The following is a 16,022-nucleotide window of genomic DNA, read 5'->3' as shown; positions in this document are numbered from 1 at the left end:
GAAATCAATTAGTTAGTCTAGACTAACTTGATTAAAGTGCCCCCTTATTTGGGGTAGAGCCCATAATTCCTCCAAGCATCCTGTTTCTTGTAATAAAACCGATATTATAGAGAAAAAACGTATGTCGATAACTCCACCAAAAGAAAATCTAGTTGATAAAGTATCTAAAGTCATCAAAGCTGGTATTGATTCAGCAGTTCCAGGAGGAGCTATTGCAACAGAGCTGCTTTTTAGCTTTGTTAAAATACCATATCAGAAACGCTCAGAAGAATGGCAGGAAGCAATAACTGATGCATTAATGAAAATTGAATCAAATGGGATCAACCTTGAGGAATTAAAAAATAACGAAGATTTTATTGATATTCTACTTCAGGCCATTCCGATGGGACTAAAGCACCATCAAGAAGAAAAAAGAAACATGCTAAAAAATGCAATCATTCATTCCGCTGAAAATAATGCTCCAGAACTCTCCTTGCAACAAACTTTTTTAAATTGTATTGATACGTTTACTATTTGGCATATAAAAATTCTTATGCTATTTACCAATCCTTCAAAATGGTTCCAAAATGTAGGACAAGGTCTTCCTGGAGTTGGAATGGTCGGTAGTGTGCGCAGCACCTTAGAAAGCGCGTTTCCTGAGTTAAGCAGTAATAAAAGCTTTGTAGATTATATTTGGACTGACTTATATAACAAAGGGTTTTTAAGTAGTAACAAGGAGTTATTGCAAGTTTCAATGACGAGCCAAGGCGGTATAGAGAAAAGGTCAACTCAACTGGGCGATCAATTTATAGAATTTGTCTCCGAATGAATAGAGCCACTAATGTTTAAACACTCAATACATACAATTGAAATTTTAGAAGAGATTGAGCAATTAGAGCAAAACAATGTTATTGAAAATAGACAATTGGAATATAAGCGCGAGCTTCCTCTAGACAAAGAGCAAATAATAACAGCCTTCTTAAAACCTCTTTGCGCTTTCGCCAATTCAAATGATGGCTATATTATTTATGGTATTCAGGAAAACAACCAAACCATTCAATTAGTAGGCATTCCATTAGACGACCCAGATAAGACTAAATTACGATTGGAAAGCCTGATCCGTGGACGGACTGAGCCACAAATTACTGGGACTGATATTGCTGTACATAAGCTTGAAAAAAATGATAACTACGTTGTGATCATTAAGGTTAAAAAAAGCTGGTACGGTCCTCACAGAGAAACAAAAACTAATTGTTTTTATGGGCGTAACTCAGCAGAATCATATCCTATGGACATTACTGAAATAAGGAATTTCTTTAATCTTTCCTCAAATCTTGTGGATAAAATCAGAGAATTTGTTGCTAAAAGGCTTATTGAAATAGAAGCAAGAAATACTATAGTGCCGATGGAGGTCGGTGCAAACTTAGTTTTACACATTATTCCATTATCAGCTTATACGAACGGTCATCAAAATAGCATTGCTGAACTTAATCAAGCAGCCAATCTTTTAAGGCCAAACAAATTTAAATACACCGCATGGCAGCCAAGAATTGTGCTTGAAGGGCTAATCGGAACAAGCCCACGACACTGCACGCAAATGACAGATATGATCTTTTATTTCGTAATGGAATAATGGAATCACTAACTGTGTTTCGTGCAAGACCAGAATTCGATGAAAATTTTCCTTGTATTTTCCCCGCACGTTATAGTGAAGAAATATTGTTAGACGATGTGCAGAGGTTTTTTGCCATATTGAAACAACTTAATTACCAAACGCCGCTAATTATTTTTATTAGCTACCTTAATATCCAACATTATCATTTTTCAGACCACAAGGGGCGATATCATAAATTTGATAGGAATATCATCCAATTATCGTCGGAAATAGTAGAGTCTTTTGATATAGATGTTAAACAATTATTAAAGCCATTATTTGATTCTGTTTGGAACTGTTGTGGCCTAATCGAGTCAGAAAGCTTTAAAGAGCTGATGGTTTAAAGGAGCATCCTCAAAAATAAAAATGTTTTATGAAGCATCACTTTTGTCACAAATATCACGTTTCAATTAAGCTTACTTGTCGAATTAGAAAATTATCGCGCTTTTTGCATATTCATTAGTGTCACTTTTGATTAAATCGAAACTAATACACATAATATGACATCTATTATTATACTCTCATGGTAAGTTCACTGATTTTTCAAGACATTAATGCTTCACGGTAATTCTTTAACGCTACTTGAAAGTCTTCAGGCATTTTATCCAAATATTGTTGAATATATGTGTCACAAGTGACAAGATCGGATAGATTGTTGCCATACTGTTGATTTATACAATCCTTTAAAAGATCAGGATTATTTTTGACTATTTCTCTTAGCAATTCATTACCAGGCTCATTTGAGCGCAATTCGTCCAACATATTTGGGGGTATTTTCCCTTCAAATTTTATTTTTGCATGTAATTTGTTTTTGATTAATGGCGCTATTGTTTTATTCCAATTTGCATTTGCAGTTTCAAGGGAATGCAACGCTTCAGGCGAAGAAATTTTTTTTAAAATAGCCAACGTTTTATCAGAAAGCAATTGAAGATCATTACATCTTTTCTTCCAAAAAGCCCTTTCCTCTGGACTTAATTCTTCATATACGGATTTCAATGATGTATCCTCAATCATATCTAAGTTTTCTCTATATTGATCAAAAAACTCCATCGCCAATATCCCATGACTTTCTTCCAAATTAGCTTTTTCGTTCCCCACTGCGCTAAGTTGTTCTAATAATGATGATAAGTACTGTGAGTATGAGATATATTGATCTTCATATGTCTTGTTAGCTATTTCCAATTTTTTATCATGATGCTCTACTACTTGTTCTGCTTTTTCAAGCTTTACTTGTAATTCACTTAGTTCGGCTTCGTGTTGTGCTAGTAATACTGATAATTCTTGTGGATCTGATGTGCCATATTCAGCTTCTAATTCTCTATTATGCTGCAGAATATTTTTTTCCGCTTTTTTAAGCTTCGCCTCTAAGATAAAGACCTTAATTTTAAGAAATGGTAGCGTAATAATTTCTAAAAGCTCTTTTAAAACAACCAAAATAGCTAAATATTTTTTCATTTTTTAAACCTCAAATTAATATATTGAATAACACCTCCCTGATATTTATTATTTTTATTTTAAATATGCATAGCTACCTATTCAGTGCAAGCTTCTGAAACAGCTATATTTTTTATTTTTCTTTGTTCACAATGAATACTATTTATTATCCCATCAAATCCAATAGCCTCTACACCATGAGATGTTAATGTGCTTATTAAATCCTCTATTACATTTTTACGATTCATAACAAACGTAGAAGCAAAACATCTCCAGAATTTCCACCCTGCACGTTCAAGAATTCTTTGCCTTTTCATATCGTCTTCCCATTTTGAAGCATCATGATAACGATCCCCATCGCACTCAATAGCCAAGCGAGCATCATTATGTCCCTCTACAACCATATCCAGACGGTAGTTTCCTACTTTGACTTGAGGAATAACTCTGTAACCACGCTCAGTTAATAGATCATAAATTTCCAATTCAAAACCTGACTCACAGAGTTCTCTAAGGTTTTTTACCTTTATTTCATCTTGGGCAAAGGGTGAGCTGAAATGCTCAATTAAACTGCGTCTTAAGCTGTCTTTGTGGCTTAGATTATCTAACTCAACACTTCTTACTAAATACATGCGATCTCGTGCTCTTGAGGCAGCAACATTAAATCGCTGCGCAGAGGCTTCTCGTGAATCCGCTTTCACATTATCTGGAGTCGCTACCATTGATAAAAACATGATGTCCCGCTCTTTACCTTGAAATGTAAGGGCATCACCGCAAGTAATTTTATGATTAGTTATTTTATCTGGCGTAATCTCTTGCTGAATCATTTCCCATATTTTTCTTGCTTGTTCATTGCCTAGCAAAGAAACAACGCCAATTGTCCGATTGGCCATAGCAGGGTCATTACAAATATTATTGATTTCCTCGACAATAAACTTTGCTTCAGCATTATTTTCTTTATTTATACGAAAGCCATCTTCAATAATTACGTCGATTAGAGGAGGATCCAGACGTTCTGATTTGCTTGGCAATCTCAGGGGCTTTAGTTCATGGTTATAAAATTCTCTCTTGGAGTACTCAATAATTGGCGTAACACAGCGAAAATGCTCGCGCAGCATAATGTGTGAATCAGCAAATACAACTTTACATAAATCATAAATAGAGCGCTCAGGAGACATTGCTTGTCTATATATGGCTACTTGATTGGCTAAATATTGAGCCATCAAATTATTGATCTTTTCTTCTTCCAGACCAACACCATCAGGCGAAACCTGCTTATCATCACCAACAACCAACAATTTATTGGCGCGTAACATGGCTGGTAGGGCACTTAAATCTGATTGTGAGGCTTCATCAATAATGACTAAATCAAAGCATCCAAATTCAGGAGGCAATGACTCAGAAATTCTATAATGAGGCATAATCCAGCACGGTATTGCTTTATTGGTAAGTGCAGCCGCATTTTTAGCATCGCGTCTATAACGAATGGCTCTTTTACCTGTTCCTCTACCTATTCTTGAAATAGCAGATTGAAAGGCTTGTAATGCTGCTCGAATGTCGGGCGTCGCATTTTTTGCTAATTGCAGCCAAGTGCGTTTAGCAACCACATCTTGATAGGTTTTTGCCAATTGTTTTTCATATTCATAGCGCTGAGTGGTTAATTTTTTAAACTCATCAAAATGACTCATTGAATAAAAATAGTTGGCCAAACGACGAAGCCGCCATGCTTGGCTCCAATCATCAGGCAATAAAGAATCCACCGTACTTTCCAACGGAGTCTCTTTAAGTTTTTGTGCCCATAGGGTAGCACCAGATTGATGAATTAAATCGCATATAGAATACACATCATCTAAAGCTGGTTTTAACCCATGAATGCGCCTCAATTCCTCTATCAATTGAGTTGATTGATTTTGTATTTCCATATCACTGATGGATGGATTGCCCACAGTTTCAGAAAAAAATATTTTGATTGCTTCAGAAATCCGCCCATTAAAGCTTGATAAACTGTTTAATATCGTTTCTCTATCAGACCAAGCTTTTGAGGAGTGATAAAAATTAAGATTTTTTTCAAGCAACTCAATTAACTCATGAATATGAGTATCAACCTCAAACAGCTCATTTAAATAAGGCCATGATGACAAAATTGAACTTGAATAATTTTTAATTTCAACTTCCAGTCTAATGTATTTTTTGACAGCAAAATAAAAATCTAATTCAGCTCTAACGTGTTGAAGAGGGTTAATCATCTCACTATTTATGAGAGAAAAAATAGACATTTCAGTGGCTATTTTATTCCATCGTAAAACGAGTTCATCAATATGATTGCAAAGTAATACATAACGATAAATATGCAGCCATTCATCTTGATTCTTGGCTGGCTTATTTAAAATAAGGATAGCATCAATTTTTTTAATTAATGCTCGCTTTGTTAATATGCCACTGACTCCAAAAGGGTGCTTACCTTCACTTTTATTAGCAACAGCTTGAGTAATTTCATCTGTTAATTTGAGATCAGTTGGTATAACAACAGGGTTTTCTAAAAAAATATTTTTTTCGGCCTGTAAATTGTTCACCTCATCAGCAATTTTTTCAATAAGTTGAATGATTGGCGCTGATTCAGCGTTTTTTAAATACGATTGCAATGAGCCAAACCATGATAGGTTGGCCGTTTCTAATTGCTTTTTTGTTGTTCTATATTCATAGAACGCATTTAATATTGTTTCTACTTCAGTACTATTTTCTGCTAAGTCTGGAATTTGAAAAGTATCAGCAGACAGAACCTGATCTTTTAGCGTTTTGTTTTTTAATAACTCGCGATGAAGGTTCAGTATACTGTTTAATTTGGGGATATCTTCCAATGCAGGTAGTGACTTGCCAAAGTAATCAAGATCTCCTTGCAAATTACGCCTTGCTTCTCTGAGTTGTATAATATCGGTATTATCAAATCTCGGCTTATGTTCGTCTAAGATAGAAATGGGATCCTCAAGCCAATCAAATTCTCCATTTGCTGCAGCGATTTCTTTTGCTGCATCCTCTGGGTGAATTTCTTGTCCGTCCATATAAATAGGTTGAATATTGCTTTTTGCCCAATTGGTAATAGACCGATCTATCCATGCCAATTTTGCATGAAGCTTATCAATAAATTGCTCGTCATTTTCAATTTCGCATCCAAGTGCAGTACGATCAATGGTTTGTAATTCTTGAGCAATTTTAGAGATAGCAAACTCAAACTGCTTCATTCCGTCTTGCTCATTGGTTAAAAGAGAAATGGCTAAGGGCTGAATTGTTACAGGAAGCTTTTCTTTCAACACAGATAAAGCTGGCTCTTTCATAGAGGTAACAAGTACACGCTTACCATTCGCCATATAATGGGCAATAATATTAGCAATTGTATGTGTTTTACCTGTTCCTGGAGGTCCTTGGACAACAACCCCATTTGAATGTTCTAATTTTTGTACAATTTTGACTTGTTCTTCATTAAATGGCAGAGGAAAAAACAACTCGCTTGCTGTCTCTGCATTGCCTTCATTTGAAGTATATCCAAGATTGGATAGACCACGAAAATTAGTAAGCTTTATTTCACGGTGCTCATCGACTGGCTCTTGCACCATTTCTTTAATAACACTGGCTATCTCACCCGTTTTTTCAGCATTAAAATGCTTTTTGAAATTTTCCAAATCCTGAATATAAAGGCTTTTGCTGCGCGGTCTGGCAAATAAAATCCATGTATCAGTAACTTTTAAGTTTTCTCCTGAATCAGGGATTTGACGATCTTCATTCGTAATTTGAGTTGGCCAATATACTCCTTTTGAATCCAGATGTGTCGCTGCAAGTTGTAGTTGGGGCTCATAGGAGAAACGCTCAAATGGCGAAAAGTCTTGGGTTTGTTTTGACATCAAATCATTATAAGCTTTCTGAACATCTGCTACACCCAAACTATCAATAGACATATAAACATCAAGCTCAAAAAGTGGCTCAGCAGATCGTCTTGGCCTAATTTCTATAGCCATATCTTTTGGATTTAGTGAGACCTCTACAGATTGAGTGATAAGAGGATATCTAATATTAAATTCATTTGTTTTCCATACACCAAGCCCGGTACCCCACACTAATTCAATTTGAGTATCAACGATCGAGCCTTCCAATTGCTGTTTTAAGGTGAACAGCTCTGAATATAATTTAACTGTACGGCGTCGCTTTTTCTCTTCTTCTGCCCAAATGCTCCATTGGTTATTTACGTAATCTTGAAATAAACGCTCTATAGTTTCTCGATGCTCGTATTCTGACAACAACATCAGCTTGGGCTGCTCTTGTCCCATATCAGTTTCTGCATTCCTAACATTTTCTATGTCAATTTTGCCAAACTCTACAGCTCTTTTTAATACAGGAGCTGTTTCAGTTTTTCTTGATAGGTCAAGCCAAGGTATTAATTGCTGAGCTTGAGGTTCTGGAGGATGGGTTTCTACCAGTCTTTCGATTCTTAACCACAGTTCATCATTATCTTCCGCTATATCAATGTGAACTCCAGGTGAAACAAATAACTCATGTTCAAAACGATTAAACAAACCATGCTTTACTACATCTTTGACAGGATTAAGTTTTAGGCGAGCCGATTGCTGGGCAAACTCTATAAGAGATAATAGACGCTCTTCTTCCATGCTCCTGGAAAAAGTTGATGATAGTTTGGAGGCATGGAGATTCATATCATTATTATTATCTTGCATTGTATTTCCTCAATTTTAATCACAGCCTTACTCTTTGCTAATTTTGGGCAATAGCAACCCATGCAAAGATTTATTTGCTTACATAGACTCCTTTTTTAATTTGTTATTATTGGTAGGGTTACGTAAGAACGTAGTATTAAACTTTACATTGTGAACATGAATTTTTGAGCGGTTTCTCTGTATGGTTATTAGACATTTGCGTGATTTTATATCAAAAAGGAGATTTATACCAACCTCTTACTCACAAAACAGTATCTCCGCTCGCTGATGATCTAAAGGTAATTCAACATATCAAATCACGAAGTACAGAGGCCATGACAATACTGTCAAAATCCACAGGGACAAGAGGGACATCTGGGGCGGGTGCGTTACTACAAGGTTTTAGCCGTCCCCACCCTTTGCCATAAGGGTGGGGCATATGGGACTTATTGGAAACTATATTCACCAATAAAAATCCATTCAATCATAATAGCTCCTTTAAATTGGGTTTTGGATTAAAGGTAAATGAAGGCATAGCAGTTGGCTTTTTCTCTTTGTCCTGATTTACGGCCAATCTTTTTGGTTGCTGATCGGTGACTTCCCTTTGCGAATACCCTGGCTTTTGACCACTCAGGTATTTTAATACGTATAGCCTAAACGTATTGTAAGTTGCCGTGAAGCTTCCCTCATCCCTCAGTGTTTCCCATATAATGGCAATAGACCATCCTTTTTCCAATGCTTCAGAAATGTCCTCACGTAAAGCCAGGAATTCAACTTTATGTTTTCTGACGTTTGTTCTTTGTTGATTCAGTTTAGAAGCTGTTATGTTATCTGTTAAGGATTTTTTCATGGTCTGCTCTCCATCTTGCTGGTTATTCATTCCTTTGATTTTTATTGTTTATTTCTATTTATTTTCGACCTTTTGGGTAACTTTCGGTAATTTATTATTTATTTCCGTTTATTCATGATTATTTTCGTTATTAATCGCTCTATAACGAACAATTACGAATAATTATCAAAGTGCGGATCAAAATAAATTTCAAAATGTAGGGCAAGATAGGTGAAGTTAGCTAACCAGCAAGCTGGTCACCAAACTTCACAAACCTTATTCGCACCTTCGGTGCTCAACGAAAAAACCAATGTCATTATTAATTTTTATTCACTTCCCCAAATTTTACCTGTAAACACATACAATCTTGGAGTGCCAACCCCTTTGATTCTTGGCTTGTGTGAGGCTTTGCCATCTGAGGCAGGTTTCAGCTAGCCGGCGTGTAATAAAACCCTTGTCACTGTGCGTTGATCAAATCCTTTGCACAGTTCATTTTTGTACGCCTCGGTTAACACCATGTAGATTCGAAACCCTTCCCTATCTGTATGATAAAATCCTGCCCGGTTGAGAATTTTGTCATTGTTAGGTGAGCTGGCGTTATCAAATCGACTAGCACCATGAGATTCAAAGAAAGCGCGCACTTGTGCCATAATGGCGCGATCTTCGCGGTGGCCATCAACTCCAAAAGCATCCTGCCATGCAGTAAAGCAAGTCTTCGCAGCTTGGAACGATTCGCCTTTTTGCCACCCTGTCAGACCAAATTGACTGGCCAGTTCTCCCGCAGCAGCAACTAATGCAAAGCGTCTGGCAACACGGATAATCTGGCCTGTTGCATCGGATTGAATGACTGCATCAACAAAAGTTTGAATGGTGTCGGTAATATATCGGCTGCTGTATTTCTTTAGTGATAAGGCCATGCTGGCTGGACTTAATTGATCATGAATTGTTTCAAAAATCCCCATCCCGCAACCGGCATCCGCTTCGATATCAGCAAGCCTGATTTCCTGACCTGCATTAATACGCTGTCCTGATTTTGCCATGAGTTCCGTCAAAGATTCCTCACCAGCAGACAAGAAAAATAAAGACCATCGGGAAGATTGCCTGACCGTGCCAGTACGAGAAGCACGTGTTTTTCCCTGACCATTGGCTAGCAAATAAGCGGCCTCCCCTGCTTCTCTGGGATCGATTTGACTGAGCTCATCAAGGATCAACAATCCATCATTGTGTAATGACGCCAAGCCTTCAAGGCCATTGGTGGTGCTGCGCCATAAACGGCAATAGGATTGTGGGTTTCCCCAAACCGAGGCAGCCAGACTCAATGCAGTGCTTTTGCCTGATGAGGATGTGCCTCTGAAATGAAAACCTCCTGAATCTTCGCCAACAATTTTTGCCAATACAGGTGCAAGAGCTACAGATATGGCAAACACCAGTCTTGAGTTGCCTGATGCCAGCCGACCTATTGAGTTTCGCCATTCCTCAACGCTTCCCTTGGAGGGCATTGCTGGTTCAATGGCATTGGTATTCTGGAATACAATTTTCTCTGCTGATTGCCCGATACACTGGGAAGTGGTTACAAAAACATCGCCATGCCAACCCAGTTTATCAACACATCGTGCACGTGCGTCTACTGGAAAGACTTGTAAATAGGAGGCTAACAAATCGCGAGCAGTCCTATTAGGTGAAATACTCAATCCCAATCGTGCCAGCTCTCGCCTCACATCGGAGGAATCACCTTGCAACAAAGCCAGTGGCATTGCCCACTGATGAGTTATTCCGTCATCATCCTGCCATTCCAACAACCGACCCCATTCACCGCTCTGAGCATCCCGGGTTTTGGCAACGACATACAATGGCGCGCATATCCACCGAGGTGGCAATGGATTGCCATCCTTATCAAGACCGATAAAGGTTAACCCCTCAGCAGTTAGCCGAAAACGACCACCAGCATAGTCGCAAAATACTGGACGCAGCTTTGGTGTATTGGGCAATTCAATAACATGATTTTGTGACATACATTATTCTCCAAACAACAGTCAAACCGTCGGAATAAAGCAAATTCCTTCTGACAAATTTTAATTTATGCGTTCTCAATGAGCTGTAACTGACCTTCGTCATTGGTTGAGTGATAAACTTTTTGTTGTTGGAGAAAATTCAGCACATCGCTTTTTCTGTACAAAACTTTGCGACCAATTTTTAAATAGGAAACACCACCAACCGCCCAACGGTTACGTTCAAGTAACTGGGTGGAACAGCTTAATACTGCCGCGATGGTTTGTTGATTGAAAAGCGCAGAATGTGGCGCTGATTCGAATTCGTTTAATAGATGTAACCTAGATGCTTTTTGTGCAGGCATAAGACTCTCCGCAATTGATTATTCACTCAGCATAATGCTGAACCAGTTCAATCCTTTGAATGAATTCAAATGCCTACCCAAATTAACCAGACAAGCCATTGAGATTCTTTTCCTGCTCATTAGCCTTTATTGGCTATGAAAGCTCCTACTTCAAAATCGGGAAAAGTATCTCGTGCTTGTCAAGGAGAAAAAATTGCAACCCATAAGCACGACGTTTAATCAATTTCATCTTCCGATGAAATCGGTTGGTTTTCGATATCAACTCATGTCCCTACTACTCAAAACACAAAAAATAGAATGCTGTTATTACATCCAATTTCTTACTAACATCTTCAGCAAAAAAGCATAAAGCATTATAACCATTCTACTGCAACAACAAATGCTTGCTTTCTATCTAGATGATGGATAGCTCCTATTGGAGGTGAGGAGAATATCAAATTATTCCGGTAAAAAATTTGCGGGACTAATTAGATGAGATATTTGCAAGAATAATACATACTGTAATTATTACGTCTTCCATGCATTACTTGTTGTTTGTATGATACAAAAAAATCAGCAATGAGAACTTAATATGAAAACAATCTGTGTGTACTTAGGAGCTAGTTTTGGAAACAATGTTGCATTTAAACAAGCTGTTATTAAGTTTGCTCATGAAATTGTTGATCACGGGCTAACACTTGTCTATGGTGGCTCTAGTCTAGGGATGATGGGTTTATTAGCAACTACAGTTAAAGAATTGGATGGCAAAGTAATAGGGGTTATAACTACTCATCTTTTAGACAAAGAAAAACCGTTAGATACTCTAGATGAGCTTCATGTAGTTGATTCAATGCAAGAACGAAAAAAAATGCTTCAACAATTGGCGGATGCATTTATAGTTATGCCTGGTGGCCTAGGAACACTAGAAGAAGCAATTGAAACCTGGAATGCAATAAAAATAGGTGAACTTAACAAAAAGATAGGATTCCTTAACGTAGATGAATATTTTGTAAAACTATTTAGTTTTATTGAGCATTGTCAAGAAAATGGATTTATACACGCTAAGCAATCTGGTATTCCTATGATACACACCGACCCCAGTAGTTTACTTAATCATTTAATTCAATCAGAAGAAGTTTTTATAATGGATAAGAAACATGAGTTGGTTTGAAAATATAATGAGTATTATGGATGGAATAAATTTAGAAAAACATCATGCTTTACCATGGAATTTTCCTGACTATCTTAATATCGGCTGCAATCGTGGAGCACAATGGGTGTGTCATGATTTTGAGGAAGATCATTTTAATCTAGTGCTAATGGAATTTGTGTAATAAATCAAAATTAAACTTGATAAGGTTTAAACTATTATAACCTCATGCTAAAATCAAAATTTAATCAATGAGGGATCTGCTATGAGTATCGTAACGCTTTTCGAACAACTGGCTAGCACAACTCACCATAAAATAAATCTTGATGAGCTATTAAAAGAAAAAGATGTTAACATACAGCAAGTATTTGCTAATAACGATGCCTCGTTTCTAAAAGCTCTATTCAATGAAAAAGCAATACTTGCTGATCGAACCACAATTTTTGATCTCTAGACTTTCAAGATGTTTTAGCATTAGATATGCAAATAAATCCAAATACATCTTCACTGGTTGTTGTTGGATGTGGAATTAAGTTTTTCGCTCATTTAACCACAGAGGCAATTGCTTATATACAACAGTCTGATATCGTTCTTTATTTAGTGAATGATCCTGTTCTGAAGTCATGGATACAAAAACAAAATCAAAATACAGAATCATTGGACTTTTTATATGAATCATGCTCTCTTCGTACAGAAGCCTATCAGCGTATTACTAATTATGTTTTAGAGCATCTATATCAAAAGAAGCATGTATGCTTTGCACTATATGGCCATCCCTGTGTTTTTTCCAAACCAGGATTAGAAGCAGTTAAACAAGCGCAAAAAAAAGGTTATTTTGCAAAAATCTTACCTGCTATTTCTGCGGAGGCTTGTCTTTTTGCTGATCTATTGATAGATCCTGGCTCTTTAGGATGTCAATCATTCGAAGCATCGGATTTTTTAATTCACCAGCGACAATTAAATCCTTCGTCACACTTAATCTTGTGGCAAATTGATGCAGTAGGCATTATTGATCATGAATCAACAAATAATAAAAAGATGGGGATTTTGCTCTTATTGGATTATTTGAAGCATTTTTATCAACCTATAGATGAAATTATTATCTATGAAGCCGCACAATATCCTGGTTTAGATCCTAGAATAACCCGTACGCAGTTACAGTATTTACCGGATATTCAATTATCGACTATTTCAACCTTATATATTCCCCCTGTAAAAAAAGCTCATTGTAATGAGGCAATATTAAGTGCATTTGGATTAATATAAAAATGACGGATTATTTAACAACTTTCGCTAGAAAATATGCAGCAAATTATAAAGGATTACCTAAACTTTGTTGGCAGGGTATTATACTAATTTGTATTAATACGCTTACTATTGGTATTTGTTTTTTCCTGTCGCTCTACTTTGTTACTATTAGGCACTTTACTCCATCCATGGCTGGATTATTACTTTCTTGTTACGGTTTGGGTACTGTTTTAGGTGGACTTATTACTGGTAAATTGTCAGATATGTTTTCACCTCGTCTTATTTCAATCTTTAGCCTTTTAGTGCAATCTACAACGTTTTTTCTTTTAACTAACTTACATTCAGCCTTTGCACTAATGGCTAATATGTTTTTGCTTGGATTTGCAGCTTATGGATTTAAAACCTCCAATAATGTATGGATGCTTAGCTTGTGTCGAAATGATACAAATTTACGATATAAAACGATTAGTATTTCCCATGTTGCTGCTAATTTTGGGTTAGGATTATCAGGAGTTCTTATTGCTAGCATGACTACTTATGGATTTCAGTCAATTTTTTGTTTATCAAGCGTATTGCTTTTGTGTTCTGCACTTTATCTTTTATTTCAGAAAAATACGGGTACTACTGTACTATTACCAATCAAAGGGCAGCATCACTACGATCATTCAAATGCATCTCAAATGATTTTATTATTGGTTATTGCATGTGTTTTTCTTGTTGGGTTAATTATTGCCCAGTTAAGCACTACTTATCCTCTCTATATTCAAAAGTCATTTCCACATTTAGGTATTAGGGCCGTAAGTATTTTATTTATCTTAGATACTTTTCTAATTGTCTTTTTCCAAGCTCCATTGACGGCCTTAGTAGGTGGGCAAAATAAATTATTAGTGACAGGACTTGGTGCTTTATTAATGGGAATAGGAATGTTGGTTTTAAGCTATTCTTCTGTATTTGTGCTGGCTATTTTCTCATGCATTATTTGGACAACTGGTGAAATGCTCTTTATCTCTACAGCCCAACTTTTATGTTATGAGCAAAGTAGCAATCAGAAAAAAGGACAAAGCTTAGGATTATTTCAAACTGCATTTGCAGTAAGCAATGTCATTGGACCAGCCCTAGGAGGTATCATATATCAAAATTGGGGGGGAAATTTACTCTGGTATTGCAGCATGTTCATTGGGACAATGTGTTTTTTGCTGTGTTGGTATTGCAGCAGAACCTATACTAACACATCCTCTTAAGAAAGAAGCATCTGCTGCAAATAATGCTTCTGATGTATGTGGGAATAAAGTATCATTAAACCGCTTGTCACTATTTAACAGCTCGAGAGAGTTTCTAAGAATGTTATGAGTATCTATAGCATTATGAAAGTAGCTGAACTTAACAAATTTTGCTATTTGTCCAACAACAGTATCAGAAGACAACGCTCCATCTTTTGATAATTCTTCAATGAAAATATTCATGATACGTTCTAGTTCGCGCACTTCATTTATTGTACTGGAGGCAAGCCGTGATCTTGGCGAGAATATACGAGTAGCGGGATGCTGTAATGAATAATATATTGGGAAATAATCTGTTTGAAAATTAAAATGCTTAGGTTGCATCACTGTTGGCCTATATTTTTTTAAGCCATAAGACTCCACAAAAGCTTGCTGCAAAATATCTACCGGCAAAGCGTCATTATCTGTTGCAGGAGCATAACCAGGAGCAGCCCCCAAAGCAGTAGCAAATAAATGTTTCGCTGTATCGACAAGGTAAGGATTGGGTTTTAAATTACGATTTTTTTGTATGATTGAAAAAGTGATGTCATAATAAATTCTGTTTCGCTCATACTCATATCGATACCATGCCAATTCGTGCAAATATTGTTTTAAAGTTTTCCAATCCGCATCATTATGCAAACTAATTAACCAATTCTCCGAGAAATAAACAATACAACAACGCCAATCAGTACTAATTACATTACTATTGACTACCTCTCGAAAAACTTGCCAATGCTCATATAGTGATTTTGCTGGTCGACTTTTAATATTAAAATCTCGCTGTAAATTTGAATGATTTAGAGTTGCTCCTATATTAGGTAACATAAATGTTGATCGTGCTCCGGCTGTTGAAGACAATAATCCATTGGGCGTATAAACATGACTTTTTCTTTTATTTAAAATGGTTGAGAGAGGGAAAATATCCCCAGGTTTATAAACAAGCCAAGGAATTGTGATTTGTTCATTTTTCAAATCGATATAACACTCAAGCTCTTTCTCAAGAATCATGCCTAAAGGTGTGCCATTTACACTATATCCAAGATGCTGAAGAATATCTTGTGGAACATTGGGATCCGTGATTCGGTAGTAGTCTCCATTTATATTAGGAAATAAGGAGCTGCATGTGTCAGCATCGGTATCACCATAAAGATAATAAGCGATATAAAGAGGGTAAGATTGATTCGGCGATAACTGATCTACGATACTTGTAAATACAGGCTCTACTTTTGCAAAACGATGACGAATATCTGACCAAAAACATTTAACCAATCCCTTTCTTTCATCAACCTCTGTAAACATCAATGCAACATCCTGTACTTTAGAAAGTGCTCCTCATTTTTTTGCTTTAAAAACCAAATGAAGATGCTCTCTAGTAAAATCTAATAAAAAACAATGATTCTAGTTCTACGAAAAGAGGCTTGTCAATAAATTGGA

At 36.6% G+C, this 16,022-nt stretch carries 13 protein-coding genes and 1 pseudogene; 8 read left to right on the top strand and 6 right to left on the bottom strand.

Annotation, left to right across the window (positions count from 1 at the left end; all coding sequences use genetic code 11):
* Window positions 1–121 precede the first annotated feature (121 nt).
* From A8O27_RS11155 to A8O27_RS11145, 3 genes are read left to right on the top strand one after another with little or no spacing between them, the layout of a single operon-like run.
* A complete protein-coding gene (locus tag A8O27_RS11155; protein ID WP_058459653.1) occupies window positions 122–808 on the top strand; it encodes a hypothetical protein in 687 nt (228 codons plus the stop codon).
* Between the two features lie 12 nt (window positions 809–820).
* A complete protein-coding gene (locus A8O27_RS11150; protein WP_058459652.1) occupies window positions 821–1,612 on the top strand; it encodes an AlbA family DNA-binding domain-containing protein in 792 nt (263 codons plus the stop codon).
* The gene (locus A8O27_RS11145; protein WP_058459651.1) at window positions 1,612–1,977 is read left to right on the top strand and encodes a hypothetical protein; all 366 of its coding nucleotides are present in this window, start codon (window positions 1,612–1,614) and stop codon (window positions 1,975–1,977) included. Before A8O27_RS11150 ends, A8O27_RS11145 begins: the two co-directional genes overlap by 1 nt.
* 199 nt (window positions 1,978–2,176) lie before the next feature.
* Here A8O27_RS11145 and A8O27_RS11140 read toward each other — a convergent pair whose 3' ends face one another.
* From A8O27_RS11140 to A8O27_RS11115, 5 genes and pseudogenes are all read right to left on the bottom strand, one after another.
* On the bottom strand, window positions 2,177–3,088 hold the full coding sequence (locus A8O27_RS11140) for a hypothetical protein (protein WP_058459650.1): 912 nt from the start codon (window positions 3,086–3,088) through the stop codon (window positions 2,177–2,179).
* 77 nt (window positions 3,089–3,165) lie between these two features.
* Window positions 3,166–7,788 carry a PDDEXK-like endonuclease domain-containing protein gene (locus A8O27_RS11135; protein WP_058459649.1) on the bottom strand — a complete coding sequence of 1,541 codons (4,623 nt, stop codon included), beginning with the start codon at window positions 7,786–7,788 and terminating at the stop codon, window positions 3,166–3,168.
* A gap of 463 nt (window positions 7,789–8,251) precedes the next feature.
* The gene (locus tag A8O27_RS11125; protein ID WP_058459647.1) at window positions 8,252–8,617 is read right to left on the bottom strand and encodes a TraK family protein; all 366 of its coding nucleotides are present in this window, start codon (window positions 8,615–8,617) and stop codon (window positions 8,252–8,254) included.
* A 305-nt stretch (window positions 8,618–8,922) separates the two neighbouring features.
* A pseudogene (locus tag A8O27_RS11120) lies at window positions 8,923–10,608 on the bottom strand (DUF927 domain-containing protein).
* Window positions 10,609–10,673: 65 nt separating this feature from the next.
* Window positions 10,674–10,949 carry a hypothetical protein gene (locus A8O27_RS11115; RefSeq protein WP_058459646.1) on the bottom strand — a complete coding sequence of 92 codons (276 nt, stop codon included), beginning with the start codon at window positions 10,947–10,949 and terminating at the stop codon, window positions 10,674–10,676.
* Window positions 10,950–11,520: 571 nt separating this feature from the next.
* On the opposite strand from A8O27_RS11115, the gene A8O27_RS11110 reads away from it, so the two are divergent.
* The 5 genes from A8O27_RS11110 to A8O27_RS11095 all read left to right on the top strand — a co-directional run bounded on the left by A8O27_RS11110 (window position 11,521) and on the right by A8O27_RS11095 (window position 14,567).
* Window positions 11,521–12,099: an LOG family protein gene (locus A8O27_RS11110; RefSeq protein WP_058459645.1), complete on the top strand. Its 579-nt coding sequence runs from the start codon at window positions 11,521–11,523 to the stop codon at window positions 12,097–12,099.
* Window positions 12,086–12,262, top strand: a complete 177-nt coding sequence (locus A8O27_RS18765) for a hypothetical protein (RefSeq protein ID WP_154669242.1) — start codon at window positions 12,086–12,088, stop codon at window positions 12,260–12,262. Before A8O27_RS11110 ends, A8O27_RS18765 begins: the two co-directional genes overlap by 14 nt.
* Before the next feature lie 81 nt (window positions 12,263–12,343).
* Window positions 12,344–12,532: a hypothetical protein gene (locus tag A8O27_RS11105; RefSeq protein ID WP_058459644.1), complete on the top strand. Its 189-nt coding sequence runs from the start codon at window positions 12,344–12,346 to the stop codon at window positions 12,530–12,532.
* A 26-nt stretch (window positions 12,533–12,558) separates the two neighbouring features.
* Window positions 12,559–13,344 (top strand): SAM-dependent methyltransferase, encoded by a 786-nt coding sequence (locus A8O27_RS11100; RefSeq protein WP_058459643.1) that lies wholly within the window; start codon window positions 12,559–12,561, stop codon window positions 13,342–13,344.
* A 2-nt stretch (window positions 13,345–13,346) separates the two neighbouring features.
* Complete coding sequence (locus A8O27_RS11095) at window positions 13,347–14,567, top strand: MFS transporter (RefSeq protein WP_058459642.1); 1,221 nt, start codon at window positions 13,347–13,349, stop codon at window positions 14,565–14,567.
* Here A8O27_RS11095 and A8O27_RS11090 read toward each other — a convergent pair.
* The gene (locus tag A8O27_RS11090; protein ID WP_058459641.1) at window positions 14,478–15,887 is read right to left on the bottom strand and encodes a hypothetical protein; all 1,410 of its coding nucleotides are present in this window, start codon (window positions 15,885–15,887) and stop codon (window positions 14,478–14,480) included. The genes A8O27_RS11095 and A8O27_RS11090 overlap by 90 nt on opposite strands.
* Window positions 15,888–16,022 lie beyond the last annotated feature (135 nt).

Source organism: Legionella bozemanae (assembly GCF_001648595.1).
Classification (GTDB): Bacteria; Pseudomonadota; Gammaproteobacteria; order Legionellales; family Legionellaceae; genus Legionella; species Legionella bozemanae.
This window is presented reverse-complemented; position numbering and strand designations above follow the sequence as displayed.